Source organism: Pseudomonas capsici (assembly GCF_017165765.1).
GTDB lineage: Bacteria > Pseudomonadota > Gammaproteobacteria > Pseudomonadales > Pseudomonadaceae > Aquipseudomonas > Aquipseudomonas capsici.
Genome location: NZ_JAFGZD010000001.1, coordinates 340,369 through 366,817, shown reverse-complemented (window position 1 = coordinate 366,817; position 26,449 = coordinate 340,369). Strand labels below are relative to the sequence as shown.

Annotated in this window: 22 protein-coding genes; 11 read left to right on the top strand and 11 right to left on the bottom strand. The window is 59.0% G+C overall.

The genetic code is table 11. The annotated features are described in order from the left end of the window. Positions 1 to 15: 15 nt before the first annotated feature. The 5 genes from glsB to JSY17_RS01575 form a co-directional block, all read right to left on the bottom strand. Positions 16 to 924 carry a glutaminase B gene (gene glsB / locus JSY17_RS01595; RefSeq protein WP_117165144.1) on the bottom strand — a complete coding sequence of 303 codons (909 nt, stop codon included), beginning with the start codon at positions 922 to 924 and terminating at the stop codon, positions 16 to 18. A gap of 101 nt (positions 925 to 1,025) precedes the next feature. Beyond that, positions 1,026 to 1,844 (bottom strand): class II aldolase/adducin family protein, encoded by an 819-nt coding sequence (locus JSY17_RS01590; RefSeq protein WP_117180863.1) that lies wholly within the window; start codon positions 1,842 to 1,844, stop codon positions 1,026 to 1,028. Between the two features lie 190 nt (positions 1,845 to 2,034). After that, on the bottom strand, positions 2,035 to 3,399 hold the full coding sequence (gorA, locus tag JSY17_RS01585) for a glutathione-disulfide reductase (RefSeq protein WP_117165146.1): 1,365 nt from the start codon (positions 3,397 to 3,399) through the stop codon (positions 2,035 to 2,037). Between the two features lie 102 nt (positions 3,400 to 3,501). Further along, on the bottom strand, positions 3,502 to 4,341 hold the full coding sequence (galU, locus tag JSY17_RS01580; RefSeq protein WP_025259916.1) for a UTP--glucose-1-phosphate uridylyltransferase GalU: 840 nt from the start codon (positions 4,339 to 4,341) through the stop codon (positions 3,502 to 3,504). Between the two features lie 44 nt (positions 4,342 to 4,385). After that, positions 4,386 to 5,747, bottom strand: coding sequence for a UDP-glucose dehydrogenase family protein (locus JSY17_RS01575; RefSeq protein ID WP_206401202.1), 1,362 nt, complete (start codon positions 5,745 to 5,747; stop codon positions 4,386 to 4,388). Between the two features lie 185 nt (positions 5,748 to 5,932). Here JSY17_RS01575 and JSY17_RS01570 point away from each other — a divergent pair, with 185 nt between their 5' ends. After that, the gene (locus tag JSY17_RS01570) at positions 5,933 to 6,214 is read left to right on the top strand and encodes a hypothetical protein (RefSeq protein WP_025259914.1); all 282 of its coding nucleotides are present in this window, start codon (positions 5,933 to 5,935) and stop codon (positions 6,212 to 6,214) included. A 7-nt stretch (positions 6,215 to 6,221) separates the two neighbouring features. Here JSY17_RS01570 and JSY17_RS01565 read toward each other — a convergent pair whose 3' ends face one another. After that, complete coding sequence (locus tag JSY17_RS01565; RefSeq protein ID WP_117180866.1) at positions 6,222 to 6,572, bottom strand: hypothetical protein; 351 nt, start codon at positions 6,570 to 6,572, stop codon at positions 6,222 to 6,224. A 172-nt stretch (positions 6,573 to 6,744) separates the two neighbouring features. On the opposite strand from JSY17_RS01565, the gene JSY17_RS01560 reads away from it, so the two are divergent. Beyond that, positions 6,745 to 7,050: a DUF1883 domain-containing protein gene (locus tag JSY17_RS01560; RefSeq protein WP_117165192.1), complete on the top strand. Its 306-nt coding sequence runs from the start codon at positions 6,745 to 6,747 to the stop codon at positions 7,048 to 7,050. 15 nt (positions 7,051 to 7,065) lie between these two features. Continuing rightward, on the top strand, positions 7,066 to 7,245 hold the full coding sequence (locus JSY17_RS01555; protein ID WP_117165149.1) for a hypothetical protein: 180 nt from the start codon (positions 7,066 to 7,068) through the stop codon (positions 7,243 to 7,245). 357 nt (positions 7,246 to 7,602) lie between these two features. Here JSY17_RS01555 and JSY17_RS01550 read toward each other — a convergent pair whose 3' ends face one another. From JSY17_RS01550 to gnd, 4 genes are read right to left on the bottom strand one after another with little or no spacing between them, the layout of a single operon-like run. Next, the gene (locus JSY17_RS01550; RefSeq protein WP_206401201.1) at positions 7,603 to 9,426 is read right to left on the bottom strand and encodes a glycoside hydrolase family 15 protein; all 1,824 of its coding nucleotides are present in this window, start codon (positions 9,424 to 9,426) and stop codon (positions 7,603 to 7,605) included. Positions 9,427 to 9,474: 48 nt separating this feature from the next. Beyond that, positions 9,475 to 10,293 (bottom strand): HAD family hydrolase, encoded by an 819-nt coding sequence (locus JSY17_RS01545; protein ID WP_206401200.1) that lies wholly within the window; start codon positions 10,291 to 10,293, stop codon positions 9,475 to 9,477. Next, positions 10,286 to 11,818, bottom strand: coding sequence for a glucose-6-phosphate dehydrogenase (zwf, locus tag JSY17_RS01540; RefSeq protein ID WP_206401193.1), 1,533 nt, complete (start codon positions 11,816 to 11,818; stop codon positions 10,286 to 10,288). The genes JSY17_RS01545 and zwf overlap by 8 nt, the downstream gene beginning before the upstream one ends. Then, on the bottom strand, positions 11,818 to 12,792 hold the full coding sequence (gnd, locus tag JSY17_RS01535) for a phosphogluconate dehydrogenase (NAD(+)-dependent, decarboxylating) (protein ID WP_206401191.1): 975 nt from the start codon (positions 12,790 to 12,792) through the stop codon (positions 11,818 to 11,820). The genes zwf and gnd overlap by 1 nt, the downstream gene beginning before the upstream one ends. A gap of 318 nt (positions 12,793 to 13,110) precedes the next feature. On the opposite strand from gnd, the gene JSY17_RS01530 reads away from it, so the two are divergent. Next, positions 13,111 to 13,284 carry a DUF6026 family protein gene (locus JSY17_RS01530; protein WP_038399824.1) on the top strand — a complete coding sequence of 58 codons (174 nt, stop codon included), beginning with the start codon at positions 13,111 to 13,113 and terminating at the stop codon, positions 13,282 to 13,284. Between the two features lie 66 nt (positions 13,285 to 13,350). On the opposite strand, the gene JSY17_RS01525 is transcribed toward JSY17_RS01530, so the two are convergent. Beyond that, on the bottom strand, positions 13,351 to 13,842 hold the full coding sequence (locus JSY17_RS01525) for a GNAT family N-acetyltransferase (RefSeq protein ID WP_117180871.1): 492 nt from the start codon (positions 13,840 to 13,842) through the stop codon (positions 13,351 to 13,353). 601 nt (positions 13,843 to 14,443) lie between these two features. On the opposite strand from JSY17_RS01525, the gene glgA reads away from it, so the two are divergent. The 7 genes from glgA to JSY17_RS01490 all read left to right on the top strand — a co-directional run bounded on the left by glgA (position 14,444) and on the right by JSY17_RS01490 (position 26,447). Then, positions 14,444 to 16,036, top strand: a complete 1,593-nt coding sequence (gene glgA, locus JSY17_RS01520) for a glycogen synthase GlgA (protein WP_117180872.1) — start codon at positions 14,444 to 14,446, stop codon at positions 16,034 to 16,036. A gap of 17 nt (positions 16,037 to 16,053) precedes the next feature. Continuing rightward, a complete protein-coding gene (gene treZ / locus JSY17_RS01515; RefSeq protein WP_206401189.1) occupies positions 16,054 to 17,871 on the top strand; it encodes a malto-oligosyltrehalose trehalohydrolase in 1,818 nt (605 codons plus the stop codon). After that, the gene (malQ, locus tag JSY17_RS01510) at positions 17,861 to 19,939 is read left to right on the top strand and encodes a 4-alpha-glucanotransferase (protein WP_206401187.1); all 2,079 of its coding nucleotides are present in this window, start codon (positions 17,861 to 17,863) and stop codon (positions 19,937 to 19,939) included. Before treZ ends, malQ begins: the two co-directional genes overlap by 11 nt. Continuing rightward, positions 19,936 to 22,719, top strand: a complete 2,784-nt coding sequence (locus tag JSY17_RS01505; RefSeq protein WP_206401186.1) for a malto-oligosyltrehalose synthase — start codon at positions 19,936 to 19,938, stop codon at positions 22,717 to 22,719. Before malQ ends, JSY17_RS01505 begins: the two co-directional genes overlap by 4 nt. 17 nt (positions 22,720 to 22,736) lie before the next feature. Next, positions 22,737 to 23,093 (top strand): DUF2934 domain-containing protein, encoded by a 357-nt coding sequence (locus tag JSY17_RS01500; protein ID WP_117187123.1) that lies wholly within the window; start codon positions 22,737 to 22,739, stop codon positions 23,091 to 23,093. Positions 23,094 to 23,256: 163 nt separating this feature from the next. Further along, positions 23,257 to 25,440, top strand: coding sequence for a glycogen debranching protein GlgX (gene glgX / locus JSY17_RS01495; RefSeq protein ID WP_117180877.1), 2,184 nt, complete (start codon positions 23,257 to 23,259; stop codon positions 25,438 to 25,440). Next, positions 25,437 to 26,447, top strand: a complete 1,011-nt coding sequence (locus tag JSY17_RS01490; protein WP_206401179.1) for an acyl-CoA dehydrogenase family protein — start codon at positions 25,437 to 25,439, stop codon at positions 26,445 to 26,447. Before glgX ends, JSY17_RS01490 begins: the two co-directional genes overlap by 4 nt. Positions 26,448 to 26,449 lie beyond the last annotated feature (2 nt).

Genomic DNA, 26,449 nt, shown 5'->3' with positions numbered 1-26,449 from the left:
TCTCTCGATACAGGTCTAGAACACAGACCACTCAATCCTCGCACTCAGTTTTTCCAGCGCAGCCATACCGACCAGCGAATTGCCCGCCGCGTTCAATTCCGGGGACCAGACACAGACAGAAAAACGTCCCGGCACCACCGCAACAATACCGCCGCCCACGCCACTCTTGCCCGGCAGGCCGACCCGGTAGGCAAAGTTGCCGGCCTCGTCGTAAAGACCGCTGGTGGCCATGATCGAGTTGAGTTGCGTGGCCTGGCGTGCCGTCAGAATCTGCTCGCCACTGTGGGTGCAGAAACCCTGATTGGCCAGAAAACCGAAGGCCCGCGCCAGATCGATGCAGTTCATGCTCAGGGCACAATGGTGGAAATAACTGCGCAGAACGTCTTCGACGTCGCCATTGAAGTTGTCGAAGGACTTCATCAGATAGGCCGCCGCAGCATTGCGGGAACGGTGCTGATATTCGGATTCCGCAACCTTGGTATCGGAGATGATGGTCGGGTTGCCGCACAGACGTCGCACGAAGTCCCGCATCGACAGCGCAGGAGCAGCGAAGCGCGACTGATTGATATCGCAGATCACCAGCGCCCCGGCATTGATGAACGGGTTGCGCGGCCTGCCCCGCTCGAACTCCAGCTGGACCAGAGAGTTGAAGGGCTGACCGGAAGGCTCGTGCCCAAGACGCTTCCAGATATCCTCGCCGGAATGTCCGATGGCCTGAACCAGACTGAAGACCTTGGAAATACTCTGGATCGAAAACGGCGTGGCTGCATCACCGGCATGAAACACTTCGCCGCTGTTGCTATAGACCGCGATACCCAATTGATCGGGGCGAACTTCACCCAGCGCTGGAATGTAATTGGCGACCTTGCCCTGGCCGAGCAAGGGTCTGACTTCATCAAGAATTTCGTTCAGCAGGTTTTGCATGCATGCGCCCCTTGTTTTGGGTGCGCACACTACACCAACAATTGAAAACGAGCATCACCCAACAAGGGCAATGTCCCGTGATTTGCAGTCAGCACAAGAAATCAGGTCTTGTAGTCGGTATCGGTGCGCTCAAGCTGACGGATAAGCGCATTCCAGTGCCTGGCCACACCCGGCCCGTTACCATCCTTGATGGCCTTGGCCTGATTCTCGACGGTGGCAATCACCTCGGCAGGCGGGAAGATCAGTTGCGCATTGCCCGCAGCCTGGGCAGCGATCTGGATATTGCAGGCGTACTCCAGGGAGTGCAGTTGCTGGAAGGCATGCTCGACACTCACCCCGGCCGTCAGCAAGCCATGGTTGCGCAGGATCATCACACTCTTGTCACCCAGGTCAGCCACCAGCCGCTCACGCTCGTCCAGGTTCAAGGCAATCCCTTCATAACCGTGATAAGCCACTCGCCCCGAGAAAGCCAGCGAGTGCTGGGAAATCAGCAACAGCCCGTCCTTCTGCGCAGACACCGCAATGCCGTCGCGGGTATGGGTATGCAGCACTGCCTGAAGATCGGGGCGTGCGCCATGGATTGCGCTGTGAATCACATAACCGGCGTAGTTGATGCCGAGCCCTGTCGGGTCGTCGACGATGGTGCCATTGAGATCGACCTTGACCAGATTCGAGGCCGTGATTTCATCGAACAACAGGCCGAAGGCGTTGATCAGAAAATGCTCGTCCGGGCCTGGAACCCGGGCGGAGAAATGGGTGTAGATATGATCGGTCCAGCGCTTGAGGGCTGCCAGACGATAAGCCGCCGCCAGCTTGACCCGCACTTCCCACTCCTCAGGCGAAACCCGATCCCGAACACTTCCTGACTTTTCCGGGCCTGGAGTCCCCTGCTGGACTGGCAAAGCGCTGACGTTGCTCATGGTATTGCTCCTGAATGACTTGAAACCTGTCAGACAAGACTAAGCGCATAACAAAACCATTAAAAATTACATTTTCTTATAAGCTAATTATGAAAAAAACAAATATTAAGGCCGCCGTGACATAGCTTGCAACTTAAAGCTTGCGGCTTGTAGCGGGCGTCAAGCTACAAGCTTCAAGCTGCAAGAGGAGCTACAGCGCCCGCGCTACCGGCGCCCTCATCGTCACAAACTCTTCCGCGGCAGTGGGGTGTACGCCAATGGTGTCGTCGAAGATCTGTTTGGTCGCGCCAGCCTTCAAAGCGATTGCCAGGCTCTGGACGATCTCGCCGGCATCCGGCCCTACCATGTGGCAACCCAATACGCGGTCGGTCTGGGCATCGACCACCAGTTTCATGAAGGTCTTCTCCTGCACATCCGTCAGGGTCAGTTTCATCGGACGGAAACGGCTCTCGAAAATCTGCACCTGATGTCCGGCCTTGATGGCGTCTTCTTCGGTCAGGCCGACAGTACCAATATTCGGCAGGCTGAAGACCGCCGTCGGAATATGGTTGTAATCCACCGGACGGTATTGTTCCGGCTTGAACAGGCGGCGGGCAACGGCCATGCCTTCGGCCAGTGCCACCGGCGTCAATTGCACACCTCCGATCACATCGCCAATGGCGAGGATCGAAGGCTCGCTGCTCTGATAATGCTCATCGACTTCAATGTAGCCCCGCTCGTCCAGCTTGATGTCGACACTTTCCAGCCCGAGGTTGTCGAGCATCGGACGACGCCCCGTGGCATAGAACACGCAGTCCGTCTCCTGAGTGCTGCCATCCTTGAGGGTCAGCAACAGGCTGCCATCGGCCTGCTTTTCGATGCGCTGGATATCGCTGTTGAAGCGGATATTCATGTCTCGCTTGACCAGCTCTTCATGCAAGTGAGTGCGCACACCGCCATCGAAGCCGCGCAGGAACAGGTCGCCGCGATAGAGCAGCGTAGTGTCGGCCCCCAGACCGTTGAAGATCGAGGCGAACTCGACGGCAATATAGCCACCGCCGACCACCGTCACGCGCTTGGGCAGTTCCTTGAGATAAAAGGCCTCATTGGAAGTGATGGCATGCTCGCGGCCCGGCACGTCAGGTACCTGAGGCCAGCCACCGGTTGCAATCAGAATGCGTTCGGCACTGTAACTCTGGCCGTTGATCTCGACGCGCTGCGGCCCTGTGATCCGGGCATGGCCTTCCAGCAGCGTAACGCCGCTGTTGACCAGCAGATTGCGGTAGATGCCATTGAGACGGTTGATTTCGCGGTCCTTGTTGGCAATCAGCGTAGCCCAGTCGAATTGTGCCTCGCCAAGCGACCAGCCAAAGCCTTTGGCCTGCTCGAAGTCTTCGGAGTAATGCGCGCCGTACACCAGAAGCTTCTTGGGCACACAGCCCACATTGACGCAGGTGCCTCCCAGATAGCGACTCTCGGCAACGGCCACTCGCGCGCCGAAACCGGCGGCAAAACGCGCCGCCCTTACACCGCCGGAACCGGCACCAATTACAAAAAGATCGAAGTCGTAAGCCATTACTGTCTCCTTAGCGATGGGCCAGCATAACCGCTAAACGGTCAGTCAGAAAACGACAAGGCCACCCGAAGGTGGCCTTGTCTTGAAGCGTGCGAGCGTGACTCAGTAAGCCTTGCCCGTTTTGTAGAAGTGCTCGAAGCAGAAATTGGTTGCTTCGATATAGCCTTCAGCACCACCGCAGTCGAAACGCTGGCCCTTGAACTTGTAGGCCAGCACGTTGCCTTCGGCAGCCTGCTTCATCAGGGCGTCGGTGATCTGGATCTCGCCACCTTTGCCTGGAGCAGTCTGTTCGATCTTCTCGAAAATGTCCGGCGTCAGAATGTAACGGCCGATGATCGCCATGTTCGATGGAGCATCTTCAGGCTTTGGCTTCTCGACCATGTCGGTGACACGGAACAGGCCCGGCTTGATTTCGTCACCGGCAATCACACCGTACTTGTTGGTTTCCTGAGGATCGACTTCCTGGATCGCGATGATCGAGCAGCCGTAATGGTTGTGCAACTTGACCATCTGGGCCAGCACGCCGTCGCCATCGAGGTTCACACACAGGTCGTCCGCCAGAACAACGGCGAACGCTTCCTTGCCGATCAGAGGACGACCGCTGAGGATCGCGTGACCCAGGCCTTTCATTTCGGTCTGGCGAGTGTAGGAGAAGCTGCACTCGTCGATCAGTTTGCGAATACCGACCAGGTACTTCTCTTTATCCGTACCCTTGATCTGGTGTTCCAGCTCGTAGCTGATATCGAAATGGTCTTCCAGCGCACGTTTACCGCGACCGGTGACGATGGAGATCTCATTCAAACCAGCGGCGAGCGCTTCTTCCACACCGTATTGGATCAGTGGCTTGTTGACCACCGGCAGCATTTCCTTGGGCATGGCCTTGGTCGCTGGCAAAAAGCGAGTGCCGTAACCGGCTGCTGGGAACAAGCATTTCTTGATCATAAAAGTCCTTGGTAAGGGCTGTTGGTGTTAGCGGCGCAGTCTAATCAGGCGGCGGTCACCTTACAATGCCCCGCCACTGGCCGTCCGATGCCATGGTAGAGGAATCCATGCGCAGATAGTTCCGCAAAATCATAGATATTGCGCCCATCGAAAAGCACGGGCATGCGCATCAGGCCCCGTACGCGGATGAAATCCGGCTGACGAAACTGCTTCCATTCGGTCAGCAGAACCACTGCATCTGCGCCTTCGACACAGCTGTACAGCGACTCGCTCAAGCGTAGCTGACCACTTTGCACTGCGCCGCAATAATATTCGGCCACCGGTCCCATGGCCGCCGGGTCCGTGGCCTGGACTTTGGCACCGGCCGCCAGCAAGGCATCGATCAGCACCAGGCTTGGCGCTTCCCGGATGTCATCGGTGCCGGGCTTGAAGGCCAGACCCCACAAGGCAACCACCCGCCCCTGCAGGTAACCGCCGAAATGCTGGAGCAAGGCCTGGAACAACACGGTTTTCTGGATAGCATTGCGCTGCTGTACGGCACGCAGGATCTGTGGCTCGAAACCCTGCTGCTCGGCTGTGCGAATCAGGGCCTGCACATCCTTGGGAAAGCACGAACCACCATAGCCGCAACCGGCGTAGATGAAATGCGTACCGATTCGTCTGTCACTGCCGATACCGCGCCGCACCTGTTCGATGTCGACATCCAGATGAGCACACAGGCCAGCCATTTCGTTGATGAAGGAAATCCTGGTCGCCAGGAATGCATTGGCGGCGTATTTGCTGAACTCGGCGGCACGTATGTCCATGACCAGAGCGCGCTCGCGGTTGCGCAGAAACGGTCCGTACAAGCGTTGCAGCAGTTGCGCGGACTCAGGTTCGGCACATCCCAGAATCACCCGGTCGGGCCTCATGAAATCCTCGATGGCAGCACCTTCCTTGAGAAACTCGGGGTTGCTCGCCACCCTCACGCGAGCGGTCAGGCCACGTCGCGACAGATGTCCGTTGATGCGCAGAAGCAACGTTTCGGCAGTGCCCACCGGCACGGTTGACTTGTTGACCACCAGACAAGCCCGATTCAGGCATTGGCCCAACTGATCGGCGACTTTCAGCACATGGGACAGATCCACCGCGCCGTCTTCGTTACCGGGCGTACCCACGGCAATGAAAATGATATCGGCCTGCCGTACGCCCTCTTCCAGGCTCGAAGTAAACCTGAGCAACCCACTGGCCTGATGCTCCTTGAGCATGAGCTCGAGACCCGGCTCGTAAATCGGGCACTCACCGCGCCGCAAGGCGGCAATTCTCTGCAGACGGGTTTCGACACACAGCACCTGATTGCCCATTTCGGCAAAGCAGGCTGCCGTTACCAGCCCCACGTACCCGGCACCGATTATGCACAGTCGCATGAGTCGCCTCTCCATTCGGATTTGCGACGATTGCAACGCAAACCGATTGCAGCACCGTGATGACATGACGACAGACACATGACAGAAGAATTATCATGGCTCACATGGCGGAACGATGGCACCGCCGATCAGTCCAACCCTCGTATTGCAAACCTTCCCCCCGGCCTTACCTTGAAGCGAAAAACATGATCAGAGTTCTGTCCATTATTGCTGTACTGGGCCTGACTGGCTGCGCCACCGCCTCCAACACCTACCTGAAGAATGGCAAGCAAGGCCTGAGCATCGATTGCTCGGGTGAAGCGATGTCATGGGCCAGTTGCTATGAAAAGGCCGATGCATCCTGCGCGGGCACCGGCTACGAGATCGTCGGCACCGATGGCACTCCCCGCCCGGCCGAAAGCGAGAAAACCCTGGGCCTGGACGTGGGCAACTACAAGAGCCGCAGCGTACTGGTGGTGTGCAAATAAACGGCGATCAGCCTGAAATGCAGGCCTCGGCAGCGTTGCGCACATCCTTGAAACGCAAAGGCAGATTGGAAAGACGTTCATGGACCTTGATCGTGCTGCCACCGGAGCGGTTCTCGACGTAAATCACTGCTGCCGGGTCATTGCTGAAACTTTGCGCAACGATCAGGCGCAGGCCGTCACGATGAGGTTCGATGACCGGGGGCTTGCGACTCTCGCTGATCTTGCCGGCGAAACAGTCGGCATATTGCTGAGGCGTCTTGCCGGAAATCACGTTCAGGGTCGCAGGCGAATGCTCGATATCGGCAACGGTCGCACATCCGCTTATCGCCAAAGCCATGACTACAACGGCCAGTTTCATACAATCCCCTCCAATTTAAAGGTGCTACGACAAGCACTGGCGCAATTAGATCCCGACCGGGACACTTTTTACCAGAAAGAGCGCAATTGACGCCCAAACAACGGCAAATGGCACGCCTCGCATGCTATCGTTTTGATTTTTTCAGAAAAAGCCACTGATTTCGGAGACACCCATGAAATTCGTACACCAGCGTGAGCACTTGAACGAGGACGATCTGGTAGTCATCGAATGCTCGCAGACGTGCAATATTCGCCTGATGAACGATGCCAACTTTCGCAGCTTCAAGAACGGCGGACGCCATACCTACCATGGCGGCGCCTTCGACAAATTCCCGGCCAAGATCGCAGCGCCCAGTACCGGCTACTGGAATATCACCATCGATACCACTGGCCGCAAACCGAGTGCGAATCCCGGTCGCAAGCCGCAATTTACCCACTCGATCAAGATCGTCCGTCGCTCGACCTCTCGCCTGAGCTGATCCCAAGGAGCCAATGTGAACAACCCTGCCAGCACGACCAAATACGCCGTCAGCTACAAGCTCAATGGCGAACGCCGCTTCGAATTCGCCCAACTGCAATCGGCTTCGGTAGAAGAAGCCAGGGCTGCACTGGAAAAGATGCACAGTCAGAGCGATGACCAGATCACCGACGTGAAAGTCAGCAAGGCTCTTTAACCCTAGCAGTCTGCCTGCGGGATCGATTGCCAGCCGACCAGATTCATCTTTCACTGCATTTTCACGAATGAATTGGCTCTATTTACAAGTCCGTCAGAGGATTGTGGGAGGCAGCTTGCTGGCGACTTCATTTACCAGCGCTGCACCAGAGACACCACAATACTTGGCCAGGCTCTGTACGAAATGTTTTCGAGCGAAGGTGAGGCAAGGCAAAAACAGGCGAGGAACGGTCGGAGTCGCGCCCGACTTTACTGGTGTAAATGAGCATTCCGAGCCTGTTTTTAACGCAGCATCATCGAGCGCAGATACATTTCGTACAAAGCCTAGGACAGAGCGAATTCATTCGCGAACCAGCAACTACCCCGGAAGGCTTTCAAAGCCAGCCGAAGCACGCGACTTGAGCGGACACTCCGCACGATGCAGGTTCAGCGCGGTATTGATGATGCCGATATGGCTGAATGCCTGGGGGAAATTACCCAGCATATGCCTGCCTTTGGGCTCGTATTGCTCGGCCAGCAATCCCACGTCATTGCACAGACCGCACAAGCGGTCGAACAGCTCCCGGGCTTCGCGCTTGCGTCCCTGCAGGACATAGACATCGGCAAGCCAGAACGAACACACCAGGAAAGTCCCTTCGGTTCCCGACAGGCCGTCGACGCTGCGCTCATTGTCATAACGCAGCAGCAGACCGTCCTGCATCAGTGTGCGCTCGATCCTGTCCACCGTGGCGACCACCCGAGGGTCGGTGGCAGGCAGAAACCCGGTCAGGGCAATCTGTAGCAGACTGGCATCCATCTCGGTAGCGCCATAAGTCTGTACGAAACAGCCCAGTTGCTCATTGAAGCCATTGAGGCAGACATCGGCGTGAATGCGATCCGCCACGTCCCGATAGTGCTGCGCCAGCGCCCGGTCTTCGTCATTGATCGCCGCATGGGCAATCTGTGTGGCATTGCGGTCGAAAGCCACCCAGGCCATGACCTTGGAATGAGTAAAGTGTCGGGGCTCGGAACGAATCTCCCAGATGCCCGCATCCGGCAAATGCCAGACCGTTTCCAGAAACGGCATCACCACCTTGGAAATGGCAATGCTGCGCGGATGTCGCGGCATTCCGCCCTTGAGGGCCTGGATCATGGCGTCGGCCACTTCGCCGTAGACATCCAGTTGCATCTGGGTTGCGGCACCGTTGCCGATGCGCACGGGTTGCGACCCCTTGTAACCGCTCAGCCAGGGCAGTTCATACTCCTGCAGCCGCCGCTCACCGCCCAGCCCATACATGATCTGTATCTGCTCGGGATTACCCGCCACCGAGCGCAACAGCCAGTCACGCCACTCCGTCGCTTCCTCGAAATAGCCCAGGTTCATGAATGCCAGCAACGTCATGGTCGCATCGCGCAACCAGCAATACCGGTAATCCCAATTACGTTCGCCACCCAACTGCTCGGGCAGCGAAGTCGTCACTGCGGCGACGATACCGCCCGTAGGCTGGTAGGTCATGGCCTTGAGGGTAATCAGCGAACGCTTGACCTGAGCGGTCCATGGCCCGACATCAGGACAGCGATCGGAAAATGCTCGCCAGAAAGCCTCCGTGCGAAGCATCGCCTGCCCGGCATCGGTTTCGGGAAGGATCGGTTCATATGAAGGCTGATGAGACAAGGTAAAGACCTTGCGCTCCCCAGCCGCCACATGGAAGTCACTGCCGGTATGGTGGTCATGGGGCTGCAGAGGAACCGGGCTGCGCAATACCAGCATCTCGGGTCCGGCAACCGCCGTCAGGGTGTGCGGGTCTTTTTTCTCGACCCAGGGCACCGAACTGCCGTAATCGAAGCGAATGGCGAGGTCCATGCTGAACCCGACACGTCCTTCGAGGCCGACCACGATCCGCACCACCTGGTTGTCAGCCCCCATGGGCATGAAATCGATCAGCAGCGCACTGCCGTTGGCGGTCCGGAACAGGGTTTCCAGAATCAGGGTCCCGTCGCGATAACTGCGCTCGACAGAGGTGACCTCCTCTGCCGGAGCGATCTTCCAGCGGCCATTATCGCTGTCGCCCAGCAAGGCCGCGAAACAGGCCGGCGCATCGAAACGCGGAAAACACAGCCAGTCCAGTGAACCGTTCCGGGCAACCAGAGCGGCGGTCCGGCAATTACCCAGCAATGCGTAGTCTTCAATCAGTGCAGCCATTCGAGAATGTCCGTCCCTATCGTGAAACCGCGCCGGGAACAGCAGACCTCAGCGCGGCAGGATGTAACGGTCGATAGCTTGCGCCACGCCGTCCTGAAGATTGCTTTCGGTAACGACATAGGCCTGCCCCTGTACAGCGGGATCTGCCTGGCCCATGGCAATGGAGAGCCCGGCCAACTGGAACATGGCGACATCGTTGCCCCCATCGCCAATGGCGGCGGTGTTCACAAGCTCGACACCCAGATACTCGGCAAGCGTCGCCAGAGCCGTGCCCTTGTTGGCTGCCAAAGCCGTGACATCGAGATAATAAGATTGCGAACGCGCGGCCAGGGCCTGCCCCTCAATCAAGGGATTGAGCCGGTTTTCCAGGGTTTCGAGCAAGTTGAAGTCAGTGCTGGAGGCCACGATCTTGTCGATACGATCCAGATAAGGCTCGAAGCTGTCCACCAGCAACGGTTCATAACCCAGCGCATGACGCTCATGATCGACATAGGCGCTATCGGGGTCGAGCAACAACCATTGGTTGTCGGCAAAGACCCAGATCGCAACCTCTTCAGTGGCAAACAGCTCCAGGCACGTGCGCGCAGCGGCCGGCTCGATCCGATAGGCCGCCAGCAGGCTGCCATCGGGATGAGTAATGGTGCCGCCGTTGAAAGAGACTGTCGGCAGGTCGACACCCAAGGCTTCGATGATCTGCACCATGGCCCGCGGCGGACGACTGCTGGCCAGGGTGAAGTGAATTCCGGCATCGCGTAACCGCCCCACTGCATCGACAGTGGCCGGAGTGAGGCTGTGATCGGGGCGCAACAAGGTGCCATCGATATCGGACAACAGGAAACGGATAAGTGACTGCGAACGATCAGTCATCAATCTGGCGCCACTCGCGACCGTCACGGGCCAGCAGATCTTTCGCAGCTTCGGGACCGTCTTCACCGGCCTTGTAAAACTGCACCTCGGGCTTGTCGGCCCAGGCATCCAGAAACGGCTGCACGGCGCGCCAGCCATTCTCGATATTGTCGGCACGCTGGAACAGCGTCTGATCGCCCGTAAGGCAGTCGTAGATCAGGGTTTCGTAGCCGGTCGATGGCTGCATCTCGAAAAAGTCCTTGTAAGCAAAACCCAGTTCGATGTCTTCCATGTCCAGGGTCGGCCCCGGACGCTTGGCAAACAGATCGAACCAGACGCCCTCATTGGGCTGAATCTGGATCCGCAGATAATTGGGCTTGAGCCGATCGACCTCAGTATCCCGGAACTGGGCATAGGGCGCCGGCTTGAAGCAGATGGCGATTTCGGTATCACGGGAGCTCATGCGTTTGCCGGTGCGCAGATAGAACGGCACCCCGACCCAACGCCAGTTATCCACCAGCACCTTGAGGGCCACATAGGTTTCGGTCGTGCTGTCGGCAGCGACACGCTCCTCCTCGCGATAACCGACAACCTCGCGATCACCCGAGCGGCCCTTGGTATACTGGCCGCGTACCGAGTTGCTCAGCGCCTCTTCCCTGCTCCATGGGCGGATTGCACCGATGACCTTGGCCTTCTCGCCCCGCACCGCATCGGCGCCGAACGCAGCCGGAGGCTCCATGGCAACCATGGCCAGCAACTGGAACAGGTGATTGGGCACCATGTCGCGCAGCGCCCCGGTGTTTTCATAAAAGCTGCCGCGAGTCTCGACACCCACGGTTTCGGCCGCCGTTATCTGTATGTGATCGATGTAATGGTTGTTCCAGAACGATTCGAAAAAGGCGTTGGAGAAACGGGTGACCAGAATGTTCTGTACCGTTTCCTTGCCCAGATAATGGTCGATGCGATAAATCTGCTTTTCGCTCATGACCTTGAGCAGACAGGCATTGAGTTCAACCGCACTGGCCAGATCCGAACCGAACGGTTTTTCAATCACCACCCGGCGGAAACTGCCTTCGGCTTCCGTCAGCAGGCCCGAGGAACCGAGTCGTGAAACCACTTCACTGAAGAAGCGCGGTGCCGTGGCAAGATAGAAAACGGCATTGGCCGTGCCGCTGCCTTCGATCTTGCTGGCGATGTCCTGATAGGTCGAATCATCGAGAAAGTCGCCTTGCACATAGCTGATGCGCTTGGCCAGCCTGCCCCAGAGCTCAGGGTCCAGGGCTTCTCCACCCGCCTCGGAGACCTTGCTGGCGGCCTCCTGGCGAATGAAGTTTTCCAGCTTGAGGGCGAAGTCGGTGTCACTGACCGCATTGTGATCCACACCGACAATATGCAGCCCCTCGTCCAACAGTCCGTCACGCGCCAGGTTGTAGAGCGCCGGCATCAACAAACGCTTTACCAGGTCACCGTGAGCACCGAACAGAAACAGTGTCGTAGCAGGAGCAACCTCAGCCTTGTGTGCGGCCTTGCCGCGTGACAGGCCCATTACTTGGGCTCCTTGTGACCACCGAACCCGAAGCGCATGGCGGAAAGCATCTTGTCTGCGTAAGAACTGGTCTGACGCGAACGGAAACGGGCAAAGAGCGCGCTGGACAATACCGGAACCGGTACCGCCTGCTCGATGGCTGCCTCGATGGTCCAGCGGCCTTCGCCACTGTCGGCTACGGAACCGGAGAACGCATCCAGATTCGGGTCAGTGGCCAGGGCATCGGCGGTCAGATCCAGCAGCCAGGACGAAACCACGCTGCCACGACGCCAGACTTCGGCGATGTCGGCAGTATTGAGGTCGAAACGCTGCTCGGACGGCAGATGCTCGGAATTCTTCTGCTTGAGCAGATCGAAGCCCTCGGCAAAGGCCTGCATCATCCCGTACTCGATGCCGTTATGGATCATCTTCACGAAATGACCGGAACCGGCCGGGCCCGAGTGGATGTAGCCACGCTCGGCACGGTCATCGCTGGATTTGCGGTCCCTGGTGCGCTCGATGGAGCCATAGCCCGGAGCCAGGGTGGCGAACAGCGGGTCCAGGCGCTCGACGATGGCGCTTTCGCCACCGATCATCATGCAGTAGCCCCGCTCCAGCCCCCAGACACCGCCGGAGGTGCCGACATCGATGTAGTGCAGACCTTTTTCGCTCAGTTCCTTGGCACGGCGAATGTCGTCCTTGTAGAAGGTGTTGCCGCCATCGATGATGACGTCATCGGCTTCGAGCAATTCGCTCAGCACCTGGATGGTGTCTTCGGTCGGAGCACCGGCCGGGAGCATTACCCACACAGCACGTGGTTTTTCGAGCGCCGCCACCAGTGACGCGAGATCATCGGCAGCCGTCGAACCTTCGTTGGCCAGGGCATTGCGAGAGGCTTCATCGCGGTCATAGACCACAGTGCTGTGGCCATCGAGCATCAGTCGCCGTGCAATATTGCCGCCCATGCGGCCCAGTCCAACAATCCCAAGTTGCATGAAAAGGTGCTCCTCAAATCTGTAAAAAGGTGCCTTGCATTCTCGATTACAGCACGTGATTCAGTGATACGTGCTGGTTAGTCAAGAAAGCTCTGGCATCGGTTCCCCAAGGTGGGGGCAGCGGCATTTTCATCCACCCGATACTGCATTTTGTCGTTAACGCGAAAGGTTCGCGACAATTAAAAATAAAAAAGTTCCAATTTTCCGCAAAAGAAATCAAAATCGGAGCCGATAGAGAGACAAGCAGTGGCGATTCAGGGAACGATTGTCAATGCAGAGGTCTTTCCGACGTTGAATCCGCCATTTGCGAGGTGAGCAATGGGCACTGTACTACCAGCACTTGCACCACAAACCCTGTACGTCACTATCCGTCGCGACGAACTGCGCGCGCTCAAAGAAGAACGTGAACAGTTGCTCAGCAAGGTAGCTCACTTGAGCCTGCTTCTGCAGCAAGCACAGCTGGCCGCTCCTGGCACAGCCCTGCAAGCCTGATCTGCACACCCCGCCTCAACGCTCAGTGGCAAGCCTGATATCCGGCTTGCCCGCAATGAGCGTAGCTTAAAGCGTTTTCTGCCAGAACATCGCACGTCCCATTTGCGGATCCAGCTCATAGCTGCCGAATCCCTGCCTTGCATAGACGGCCTGCGCCGCCGCATTACCTTCCAGCACTTCGAGCGTCAGCTTGCAGCAACCACGCTGACGGGCGATCTCTTCGACCTTGGCGAGCATTTTCTGGCAGATGCCCCGTCCCCGGTATTGGGCAAGCACGACTACATCGTGAATATTGACCAGCGGGCGACAGGCGAAAGTCGAAAACCCTTCGAAGCAGTTGACCAGCCCTACCGGCTCACCGGCGATAAAAGCCAGCACACTGAAGGCATGAGGCCGCTTGGCCAGCTCAATGGCCAGTTGCTGACGTGTATCGACCGACAATGACTCGCCACCGCCCATGACATCCTCGGCATAGTGATTCAAGACGAACCCAATCGCTTCGGCATGCACCGGATTGGTATAGCTCGCTTGTAGTACCAACACCTCTGGGGCTTCCATTTCCAACCTCTTCAATACGACAACACAATTTGATTCCATCAGGCGAGCACGCAGAAAGGCAAGCCAAAGAGGGGCAGATTCTATCGTGCATACCCCCTAAATGTTCCAGCCCAAACGTAGGAAATTTCCTCGGACGCCCAAAGATAAAACGCCTGATGCACTCAGAAGAGGCATACAACCTGTTCACTGCAGGAAAAACGCGCAAAACAATGGTACCTGTAACGGAATTCTTCCGACTCTGCACCCTCAACTCAGCTATCCGACGACCGGTCATCAGGGTTTTTTTCCCTCTGCAATCCGCACCATAAAGACGCACCCCTGCCTCTGCGGGCTCCCAAAGCCTGTGCGTTATCTACGCCTGACGCCCATGCCAGACATTTCCCCGTAAAAAAGTCGAAACTTCTCCAAAACGCCCGGGTCATCTGCTTAGAGCGCCTATGCTATTGGCTGACCAATAAGCATTGGCCCTTCTTGCAATGCCCCATCACCGCGCAAGAGATGAAACAGGTACTGATCTTGCGTAGTGCAATAACGCCAGCCATAGGAAATGGCTCATAAAACGCCAATGCCGCACCAACACTGTGTTGAATGGGAGAAAACGATGATTAGCGCCGCGGTCAAAACCCAGAAGGGAGAGAGTTTTAATCAGCTGGCCAACGAGCTGACTCATCTACCATCATTTGCTACAACCACTGTTCCTCAGCTTCAGTTACCCACTTCAACCGCACAGCCCATGATCTCCCCGGTCAACAGACGCAAAGTGCTGTTCGTGACCTCGGAACTGGCCGATCTGGTAAAAACCGGCGGCCTGGGCGACGTCTCTGCTGCCCTGCCGCGTGCCATGCGTCACCTGCATGATGTGCGCGTACTGATCCCCGGCTACCCACAAGTGCTCAACAGCGGCAATCCGATCCATGTGATCAGTGAGCTGGGAGGCTATGCCGCCCTGCCAGCCTGCAAGATCGGTCGCATGGACATGAAGGACGGGCTGGTCATTTATGTACTGATCTGCCCCGAACTGTACGAACGTGAAGGCACGCCTTATGGGGATGCCAACGGTCGCGACTGGTCCGACAACCACATCCGCTTCGCCCGACTGGGTCTGGCAGCAGCCGATTTCGCCGCTGGCGCAGTAAAAAGCCAGTGGAGCCCGGAGCTGGTGCATGCCCACGACTGGCCTGCCGGTCTGGCTCCAGCCTATATGCGCTGGCGCGGGCAGACTACGCCAAGCATTTTCACCATTCACAACCTGGCCTATCAAGGCACCGTCAGTACAGGTTCGAGTCGTGAGCTGGGCATTCCGGACGAAGCCTTGAGCAGCGACGGCATGGAGTTCTACGGCAAGCTGTCGTTCATCAAGGCCGGCATGGCCTACGCCAGCCATATCACGACCGTCAGCGCGACCTATGCAAAAGAAATCACCACTGCCGACTTCGGCTGCGGCCTGGAGGGTTTTCTGCAAAGCAAGGCAGACAAAGGCCAGCTCAGCGGTATTCCCAACGGGATCGATGCCAGCTGGGATGCCAGCACCGACGAGCACCTGATCTGTCATTTCGCCCCCAACGAATGGCTGCGCAAGGAAATCAACGCCGACTACGTTCGTGAACTGTTCGAACTTGAACCTTCCACCGGCCCGCTGTTCGCCGTGGTTTCCCGGCTGGTGTATCAGAAGGGTCTGGACCTGACCATTGGCGTGGCCGAGCACATCGTCAATAAAGGCGGACAGATCGCGATCATCGGTCGTGGCGAGCCGGAAGAAGAGGAAGCCATGCGCGTCCTGGCAGCACGTTTCCCGGGCCGCATCAGTGTACGTATCGGCTTCAATGAAACCGATGCCCGTCGCATGTTCGCCGGAAGCGACTTTCTGTTGATGCCGTCCCGCTACGAGCCTTGCGGTCTGAGCCAGATGTACGCCCAGCGTTTCGGCTCACTGCCGGTTGCCCGCAATACCGGTGGCCTGGCGGACACGATTGAAGACGGCGTGACCGGTTTTCTGTTCAATGACTCCACCATAGAGAGCTACACCGAAGCCCTGAATCGTGCCTTCAAGGTGTTCGACAACACTGCGCTGCTCAATGCCATGCGCTGCCGGGCCATGGCGGCACCGTTCAACTGGCAACAGGCGGTGGAACCCTATGCCGAGCTCTATCAGGACCTGTTGAAAAAGAATGCAGGTGTGTCGACTTACTATTGAGGAGAAGGGGTTACTGGATGCCTGTGCGGACAACAGAGGATAGCGGGTGCCACGGCGCCGTTTTGTTGAACCCCGAACATACCCGGTTCACCCTTTGGGCACCGGATGCTCAGGATGTAAGTGTCGAACTGGATGATGGCCGCTCGCTGGACATGGAAGCACAACAGGATGGCTGGTTTGCCGTGGAGGCTCGCTGCTCGGCGGGCACCCGCTACCGCTACAGAATCGACAGGGATCTGGAGGTGCCGGACCCGGCCTCCCGCGCTCAGGTCGATGATGTTCACTCCCGGAGCATCGTGATCGACCATCAGGCCTATCAGTGGCAACACAGCCACTGGCAGGGCCGCCCCTGGCATGAAGCCGTCATCCAGGAAATTCATGTGGGCGCACTGGGCGGCTATGCCGAAGTAGAGACTCACCTGGCACGCCTTGCAGAACTGGGTATCACCGCCATCGAGTTGATGCCGCTTGCGCAGTTCCCCGGTGATCGCAACTGGGGATACGACGGCGTACTGCCTTATGCTCCCCAGTCATCCTACGGCACCCCGGATCAACTCAAGCACCTGATAGACACGGCCCATGGTCATGGCCTGATGGTGATTCTCGATGTGGTCTACAACCATTTCGGCCCGGACGGCAATTATCTGGGCAGCTACGCCAAAAGTTTCTTTCGCAGCGATGTGAAAACGCCCTGGGGCGATGCCATCGATTTTCGTCGCCAGCAGGTTCGCGACTTCTTCATCAATAATGCCTTGATGTGGCTGCTCGACTATCGTTTCGACGGGTTGCGTCTGGATGCCGTGCACGCCATCAAGGACGACACCTTTCTGCCAGAGTTTGCCCGGCGAGTGCGCCAGCAGATCGGCAAGGATCGGCACGTCTGGCTGAACCTGGAAAACGAATTCAATCAGGCAAGACTGCTGGAACAAGGCTTCGATGCCCAATGGAACGATGACGGGCATAACACGCTGCATGTTCTGCTGACCGGAGAAACCGATGCCTATTATGCGGATTTCGCCCAGCAGCCGACCCAGAAGCTGGCGCGCCTGCTGAGCGAAGGTTTCGTCTACCAGGGCGAAGCGACCCAGCATGGCCATAACCGGGGCGAGCCCAGCGGACACCTTGAGCCCGGCGCTTTCGTCCTCTTCCTGCAGAATCACGACCAGATCGGCAATCGCGCTCTGGGCGAGCGGCTGAACCGGCTCTGCCCTGCCCCTGCGCTCAAGGCGGCGACCGCGCTGCTGCTGTTGTCACCGATGATCCCGCTGATGTTCATGGGCGATGAATGGGGAGCGAAAGAGCCTTTTCTGTTTTTCACCAGCCACCATGGCGAACTGGCCGACGCCGTTCGCGAAGGCCGACGCAAAGAGTTCGCCGCTTTTGCAGCCTTTGCCGATGAAGAACGCCGCAAGCACATCCCCGACCCCAACGACCCGCAGACCTTTACAGCCTCACGTCCCGACCTGAATGCCATCGAGGCCAAAGACGATCAGGGCAACGAGCACCGAAGCTGGCTGCTGCTCTATAAACAGTTGCTGGGCATCCGTCATCGCGAGATCGTTCCGCGCCTGCCGGGCACACGCCCATTGGGCTGCGAAGTGCTAGGCGATGGTGCCGTGAGTGCACGCTGGCGCATGGGCGACGGCAATGTCCTGCGCATCGATCTGAATCTCGGCAAGCACCCGGTAGTGGCGCCCGGGCAGGACCGCGCTACGATTCTCTTTACCACTCAGTCACATCCTGTAGAACTTTCCCCACAGGGCACCCTCAATCCTTACACGGCCATTGTCAGCCTGACAGCAAGTGATGTTCTGGAGGAACAGGATGAGCAATGAGCAATTGGAGAGACTTGCCAGTGAAGCAGGCTTGTCGGTGCACTGGGTCGATGCCAACGCACGCCCGCAGACAGTCAGCCCCCAGGTCTTGCGAAAGGTTCTTGAAGCACTCGGCTATCGCACCGACAGCAGCGAAGCCATCGATGCCAGTCTGTTGCAGTTGCAGACCGCCCGCCACGGTGCCAGTGCCCCGCCACTGCTGACAGTGGATCATGGCAGCAATCTGGACCTGTCGGAGTGGTTCGAGCCCGAGACACCGTTCGTCCTGCATCTGGAAGACGGCTCGCGACTGGCCGCCAGGCTCACCTCCAACGCCGAACTGCCAGCCCTGGCAACGGTCGGCTATCAGCAACTGGATATAGCCGGACAGCACCTGACCATCGCTGTCGCACCACAGACCTGTTTCAGCATGGCCATGGCCACCGATGCCCGGAAACCCCGCACCTGGGGCCTGACTGTTCAGCTTTACAGTCTGCGTCGTGAAGGCGATGGCGGATTCGGCGACACCCAGGCGCTTGAAGCACTGGTGCGTTCGGCTGGCGAAAGGGGTGCCGATGCCCTGGCGATCAGCCCAATCCACGCCATGTTCGCCAGCGACCCGCAGCGCTACAGCCCGTATTCGCCCTCCAGCCGCCTGTTCCTCAACAGCCTTTACGCTTCGCCGGGCATGATCCTTGGCGAACGCGCCTGGCGTCAGGCCATTGAAGACGCCGGTGTCAGCGATGAATTCAAGCGTCTGGAAGATATGCCACTGATCGACTGGCCCGCTGCCGCCAGCGTCAAGTGGAAAGCCCTTCATAAACTCTATGAGGCCTTCAGTACCGGGGCGCATCCTCTCTACGAGGACTTCAACAGCTTCCGCCATGCCGGCGGCGAAGCACTGGAAAACCATTGCCGCTTCGAAGCGCTGCGCGCCGAGAGCCAGAACATGGGCATCAGTGACAACTGGCATGAATGGCCGGACGAACTGAAAGAGCCGCGCAGTGAAGCCATTGCCCTGTTCGCCGCCGCCCATGGCCCGCTGATCAGCTTTCATGCCTTTGCGCAGTGGCTGATCGCACGCAGCCTGGAACGTGCGCAGGTTGCAGCGCGCAGCAGCGGCATGCGCGTCGGTCTGATTGCAGACCTGGCAGTGGGTGCCGACGGGGCCGGCAGTCAGGCCTGGAGTCGCCAGGACGAGCTGCTGTCGGCCCTGACCGTTGGCGCGCCACCGGATATTCTCAATCGCTCGGGACAGAGCTGGGGCATCTCGGCCTTCTCTCCCGAAGGGCTGAAACGCAATGGTTTCCGGGCCTTCATCGAGATGCTGCGAGCCAACTTCGCCCATGCCGGCGGCCTGCGGATCGACCACGTGATGGGCCTGCAACGCCTGTGGGTCGTGCCATTGGGCTCGCCACCCAGCGAAGGTGCCTACCTCAACTATCCGCTGGACGACATGCTGCGCCTGCTAAGTCTGGAGTCCTGGCGGCACAAGGCAATCGTGCTCGGAGAGGATCTGGGTACGGTGCCCGAAGGGCTGCATGAAAAACTGTCGGCCCGGGCGATTCTGGGCATGCGCGTCTTGCTGTTCGAGCAGAACAACGGCCATTTCAAACCTATCCTCGACTGGTCGGACGAAGCACTGGCGACCACCAGCACCCATGACCTGCCCACCCTGACCGGCTGGCTGAGCGAACTGGACATCGAATGGCATTCGCGCCTGGGTCATCTCGACGAACAGAGCGAGCGCCACTGGCGTGAGGAACGTACTCGCGAATACGATGGCCTGCGCCGTGCCCTGAGCCAGAACAACGACAACCTGCCCTCCGATACCGAGGACTTCACCCGGATCATCGATGCCAGCATCCGTTATCTGGGCCACACCCGTGCCCCCCTGGTACTCCTGCCGATGGAAGATGCACTGGGCGTTCATGAACAGGCCAACCTGCCCGGCACCATCGACAGCCATCCTAACTGGCGGCGGCGCTTCAATGCAGAAAGCGCCACCCTGCTCGACAACGAAGACGCTGCACGACGACTGGAACTGCTGTCCCAATCCCGGCTGCAAGCTGCGGAGCGTGACCGATGAGCATAACCCTGCAACCCTTGCGCGCTACCCAGCGCCTGCAGTTCCACAAGGACTTCACCCTCGACGACGCCGTGCCATTGGTGCCCTACTTTGCCAGTCTGGGTATCAGCCATATCTACGCCTCACCACTGCTCAAGGCTCGTGCCGATTCCATGCATGGCTACGACGTGGTCGACCCGACGATCATCAATCCGCAACTAGGGGGCGAACCGGCGCTGCGTCGTCTGATGACAGCCCTGCGCGCCCATGGCATGGGTCTGATCCTCGATATCGTTTCCAATCACATGGCCGTCGGGGGCGCGGACAATCCCTGGTGGCTCGATCTGCTGGAATGGGGACGCGGCAGCCCTTATGCCAGCTTCTTCGATATTCAGTGGAATTCCCCCGACCCGCTGCTGGAAGGCCAGTTGCTGCTGCCTTTCCTGAGCAGTGACTATGGTGCGGTGTTGCAGGCCGGTGAGATCCCGTTGCGTTTCGATGCGCAGCACGGCTCGTTTCATATCGAACACTACCAGCATCACTTTCCCGTCACGCCTACCAGCTACGGCCCATTGCTGCAGGCCAGCGGGCATCCGCAACTGACCGAATTGGGCCAGCGCTTCGGCGCACTGAATCAGTATCCTCAGGCCTACGAACGCGCCCGGCAGGCCAAGGCCGAGCTGGCGGAACTGGCCAGGACTCCGGAAATTCTTGCAGCCATCGAGCAAGGCATCGCCCTGTTCGATTCAAGAGAAAGCGCAGGCTTCGAGCGCTTGCATCACTTGCTGGAGCGTCAACATTACCGGCTGGCAAGCTGGCGAACCGCTGCCGATGACATCAACTGGCGGCGCTTTTTCGACATCAATGAACTGGGCGGCCTGCGGGTCGAGCGGCCCGTGGTTTTCGAGGCCACCCACGGCAAGATTTTCCAGTTGATCGAAGAGGGTCTGGTAGACGGCCTGCGCATCGACCATATCGACGGGCTTGCCGACCCGCGCGGCTATGGCCGCAAACTCCATCGCCGGGTGCAAGGGCTGCTCAAACAGCGCCCGGCCCATGCGCAACTGGAACACCTGCCGATTTTCGTCGAGAAAATCCTCGGCCCCGATGAGCCGCTGCGCGACGACTGGAGCGTGGACGGCACCACCGGTTACGAGTTCATGAATCAGGTGTCTCTGCTACAGCACGACCCCAAGGGTCAGGCACCCTTGGCCGAGCTCTGGAACCGGCTGACGGAGCGCACTGCCGACTTCGATCAGGAAGTCCTGCAGGCCCGTGATCTGGTGCTGCATGGCACTCTGGCCGGGGATTTCGAGAATCTTGCCCAGGCGCTGCTACAGGTGGCACGCAGCGACCTGATGAGTCGCGACCTGACGCTGGGTGCCATTCGCCGTGCGTTACTGGCGCTGGTGGTGAATTTCCCGATCTACCGCACCTACATCAGCGCGTGCGGACGCTCGGTAGAAGACGATCGCTTCTTCCAGCAGGCCATGCAGGGCGCACGCACCAGCCTCAACGAAGGCGACTGGCCGGTGCTGGATTACCTGCAACGCTGGCTGGGTGGCGAACCCTGGCGCAAGCTGCCACGCGGACCTCGGCGTGATCTGCAGCGCAAGGCCTGCGTGCGCTTTCAGCAACTCACCTCCCCCGTGGCCGCCAAGTCCGTGGAAGACACTGCGTTCTACCGCTCAGCGGTGCTGCTGTCGCGCAACGACGTGGGATTTCATCCTCAGCACTTCAGTGCGCCGGTGGAAGCCTTCCATCAGGCCTGTCAGCAGCGTCGTGAAAAATTCCCCGACAACCTGCTGGCGACCGCGACCCACGACCACAAACGTGGCGAAGACACCCGTACACGACTGGCCGTGCTCAGTGAATGCGCAGGCTGGTATGCCGAGCAGGTGGAACGCTGGCGGCAATTGGCGGTACCGCTCAAGGGCGAAGAACCGGCCATCAGCGCAGGTGATGAGCTGATGCTCTATCAGGCTCTGCTGGGCAGTTGGCCGCTGGATCTTGAAGGCGAAGAAGCCCACGAAACTTATGCACGGCGCATGGTTCACTGGCAGGAAAAAGCCTTGCGCGAAGCCAAGCTGCAAAGTAGCTGGGGCGCGCCCAATCAGGCCTACGAAAGTGCCTGCCGGGAATTCCTGCAACGCCTGCTGCTGGCCCCCGAAGCTCAGGCGTTGCGTCAGTCCCTGGGGGCCACCGCCAACCGTATTGCAGTCGCCGGGGCACTCAACAGCCTGGCACAGACTCTGCTGCGCCTGACCGCCCCCGGCGTGCCGGATCTGTATCAGGGCACCGAGTTCTGGGACTTCAGTCTGGTGGACCCGGACAACCGTCGCCCGGTGGACTACAAGGCCCGCGAGCGGGCCCTGGCCGAGTCCATGCAGGCCTGTGAATTGCTGGACACCTGGCAGGACGGCAGAGTCAAGCAGGCGCTGATCGCGCAGGTGCTGAATCTGCGCGCCGGACATTCAGAGCTGTTCAGTCACGGGGAGTACTTGCCCCTGGAAGTGACGGGCAGTCATGCAGAGCATGTAGTGGCTTTCGCTCGTGTATGGGAGGGCGAGCGCGCCATCGTTGTTGTTCCACGCACATGCAGTGAACTATTGGGCACTGCGCAAACTCCATTCATTAATGCTGCCAATTGGGGCGATACACGAATCATTCTGCCGTTCGCTGATTCACATCCAGACTGGAAGGGCCTCTTTTCTGACGTCGTAGTTATAAATGACAGGGAAATACAGCTCAGTGCAGCGCTCAAGGAATTTTCTGTAAACCTGCTTATTCAAACTATGTAATACCTGGGAGTGTCGAGATGAGTGCCGACGAAAAAAGAATCCGCGAATTTGCATATCAGATATGGGAATCGGAAGGGAAGCCTGTTGGGCATGAGCACCGCCATTGGGAAATGGCCCGCAAACTGGCTGAAGCCGAAGCACTGGCGCCGGATAAAACCAGTGCCAGCAAGGCCAACAAGCCCAAACTGCCAAAGGTAGATGCAGCCACACCAAAGACTGCGCCTTCCAAACCGGCCCCCAAGGCAGCCCCGGCAGCCAAACCGGCAGCAGCGCCCAAGCCAAAGCCCGCTGCCAAACCCAAATCCACCCCTACCCAGGCAGAACAGCCGCCCAAGCCTGCGGCGAAAAAGCCACGCAAGCCACCGACAACCTGAAACACCACAGCAGGTCCAGTACCTGCCCACTGCCGCAGATGTCGCGTCGATCAGGACGTGACCTGCGGCAACCCCGGCATCTCTCTTCAGCAGTATTGAAGCTGTCAGGTTTCGATAGCGTTTTCGGCTGCCCGGAAAGTCATCATCGAGTCAGGAAGGAATCATGAATACAAAGTCCAGAACCGTGAAAAGCGATACTTCGACGACTCACGAAACACCGGCCAGCTCGACCTCACGCATTCGTGAAGGTCTGCCCTTCCCCCTCGGCGCCAGCTGGGACGGCCTGGGAGTCAACTTTGCGTTGTTCTCCGCCAACGCGACCAAGGTCGAACTGTGTCTGTTCGACCCCAGCGGCGAGATTGAACTGGAGCGTATCGAGCTGCCGGAATACACCGATGAAATCTTTCACGGCTACCTTCCCGACGCCCATCCCGGCCTGATCTACGGGTACAGGGTCTACGGCCCGTACGACCCGAAGAACGGTCATCGTTTCAACCATAACAAGTTGCTCATCGACCCCTATGCCAAACAACTGGTCGGCCAGCTGAAATGGTCGGAAGCCTTGTTCGGCTACACCATCGGCCACCCGGATGGCGACCTGAGCTTCGATGAACGTGACAGCGCGCCCTTCGTGCCCAAGAGCAAAGTCATCGACCCGGCCTACACCTGGGGCCGGGACCAGCGAGTCGGTACGCCCTGGGACAAGACCATTATCTATGAGACCCACGTGCGCGGTTTCACCATGCGCCACCCTGCCGTACCGGAAGAACTGCGCGGCACCTTTTCCGGGCTGATGGTCGAGGAAGTCATCGATCACGTGCGCAAGCTGGGAGTGACTGCCGTCGAACTCCTTCCGGTGCATGCCTTCGTCAATGACCAGCACCTGCTGCAAAAAGGCATGACCAATTACTGGGGCTACAACAGCATCGCATTCTTCGCCCCGGACCCGCGCTACCTGGCACACGGCAAGATCGCCGAGTTCAAGGAAATGATCGCCCACATGCACCATGCCGGGCTGGAGGTCATTCTCGATGTGGTCTACAACCACACCGCGGAAGGCAACGAGCTTGGGCCGACCCTGTCCATGCGCGGCATCGACAACGCCTCGTATTACCGGCTGATGCCGGACGACAAGCGCTTCTACATCAACGACTCGGGCACCGGCAACACCCTGGACCTGAGCCACCCTTGCGTACTGCAGATGGTCACCGACTCCCTGCGCTACTGGGCTTCGGAGATGCATGTCGATGGCTTCCGTTTCGACCTGGCAACCATTCTGGGCCGCTACCACGACGGTTTCGATGAGCGGCACAGCTTCCTGGTCGCCTGTCGCCAGGACCCGGTCCTGCGCCAGGTAAAACTAATCGCCGAACCCTGGGACTGCGGCCCCGGCGGTTATCAGGTGGGTGGTTTCCCGCCGGGCTGGATGGAGTGGAACGACAAGTTCCGCGACACCGTGCGTGCCTTCTGGAAAGGCGATGACAATCAGCTAGCCGACTTTGCCGGACGCATGACTGCCTCGGGCAACATGTTCAATCAGCGCGGACGTCGCCCTCAGGCGTCGGTGAACTTCATCACCGCCCACGACGGCTTCACCCTGCATGACCTGGTGTCCTACAACGACAAGCACAACGAAGCCAACGACGAGAACAATCAGGACGGCAGCAATAACAACCTGTCCTGGAACCATGGTGTCGAAGGCCCGACGGACAATGTTGAAATCAACCAGTTGCGCCTGCGCCAGATGCGCAATTTCTTCGCCACCCTGCTGCTGGCCCAGGGCACACCGATGATGGTGGCCGGCGACGAGTTCGCCCGCACCCAGCACGGCAATAACAATGCCTATTGCCAGGACAGCGAGATCGGCTGGGTCAACTGGGACTTGGATTCCGATGGCAAGGCGCTGCTCAAATTCGTCAAACGCGTGATCAAGCTGCGCCAGAGCTACCCGATCCTGCGCCGCAGCCGCTTCCTGGTAGGCGACTACAACGAGGAGATCGGCGTCAAGGATGTCACCTGGCTGGCACCGGACGGCAATGAAATGAGCGTCGAGCAATGGCACGACAGCCACGCCCGCTGCCTCGGCATGCTGATGGACGGTCGTGCTCAGGAAACCGGTATTCGCCGTCCGGGAGCCGATGCCACCCTGCTGCTGATGGTCAATGCTCATCATGAAGGTGTGGATTTCACCTTCCCGCAGGTGCCCGAAGGCACGCACTTCACCTGCCTGATCGATACCAGTCAGGAAGATGTGCGCAGCAAGGAGAAATTTGACTTCGGTTCTCGCTACACAGTGACACCCCGCTCACTGCTGCTGTTCGAGCTGCAGCGTGAAGATCAGTCATGACCCAGGCACTCAAGGAGTTTCTCGACTGGCGCAGGCACGGCTATGCCGATCCGCAGGCGCTGGGCGAGTGCCTGCGGGCATTGGTGAACGAAGGACTCGATCGCCTGCCGATGCCCGCCAGCGGCAAGACCCTGGAGCGCTGGCATGCGCTGGCGTGTGTGGCGGCTCATGATCTGGGGCTGTGCAAATTCTATGAGGGCCATACCGACGCCCTGGCGATCATGCAGGAACTGGGTGCCGAGCCGCCCGATCCCGGTACGACCTGGGGCATGTGGGCTGCAGAGCCGCCCAATGCCAGGGTCAACATCAGCGGCAAGGCCGACTCGCTGCGACTCAACGGGCGCAAGGCCTGGTGTTCGGGGGCGGCGGTCCTGAGCCACGCGCTGATCACCGCCTGGGATGAAGAAAATCGTCAGCAACTGGTGGCCGTGGCCCTCGATCAACCCGGTATACATATCGCGTCCGGCGGATGGCGAGCCGTCGGCATGGGAGCAACCGGCAGTATCGAGGTTCAATTCGAACAGGCCACCGGTTCGCTAGTCGGCACGCCCGGTGCGTACCTGTCGCGTCCCGGCTTCTGGCATGGCGGCATCGGTATTGCGGCTTGCTGGTATGGCGCTTCGAGAGCACTGGCGCAACGGCTTCTGGCACAGGCCGTCAAGGAAGAACCCCATACCCTCGCCCATCTGGGCGCAGTGGATGTGGCCTTGTACAGCGCCGGCCAGCTTCTGGGAGCTGCGGCTGCCAGTCTGGACCGGGCTCCTGCCGATGATGCCGAACAACTGGCTCGACGCTGTCGTGCCCATGTCGAAAACACCGCCGAACAGGTCATCCACCATGTAGGGCGTGCGCTGGGGGCAACCCCTTACTGCAAGGACGCCCATTTCGCCCGCCTGATTGCCGACCTGCCGGTCTTTCTGCGCCAGAGCCATGCCGAGAAAGATCTGGCGGTGCTGGGGCAACTGGCAGGCAAGGTATCGAATAGCCCTTGGGGTGCCGCCTGGTAACC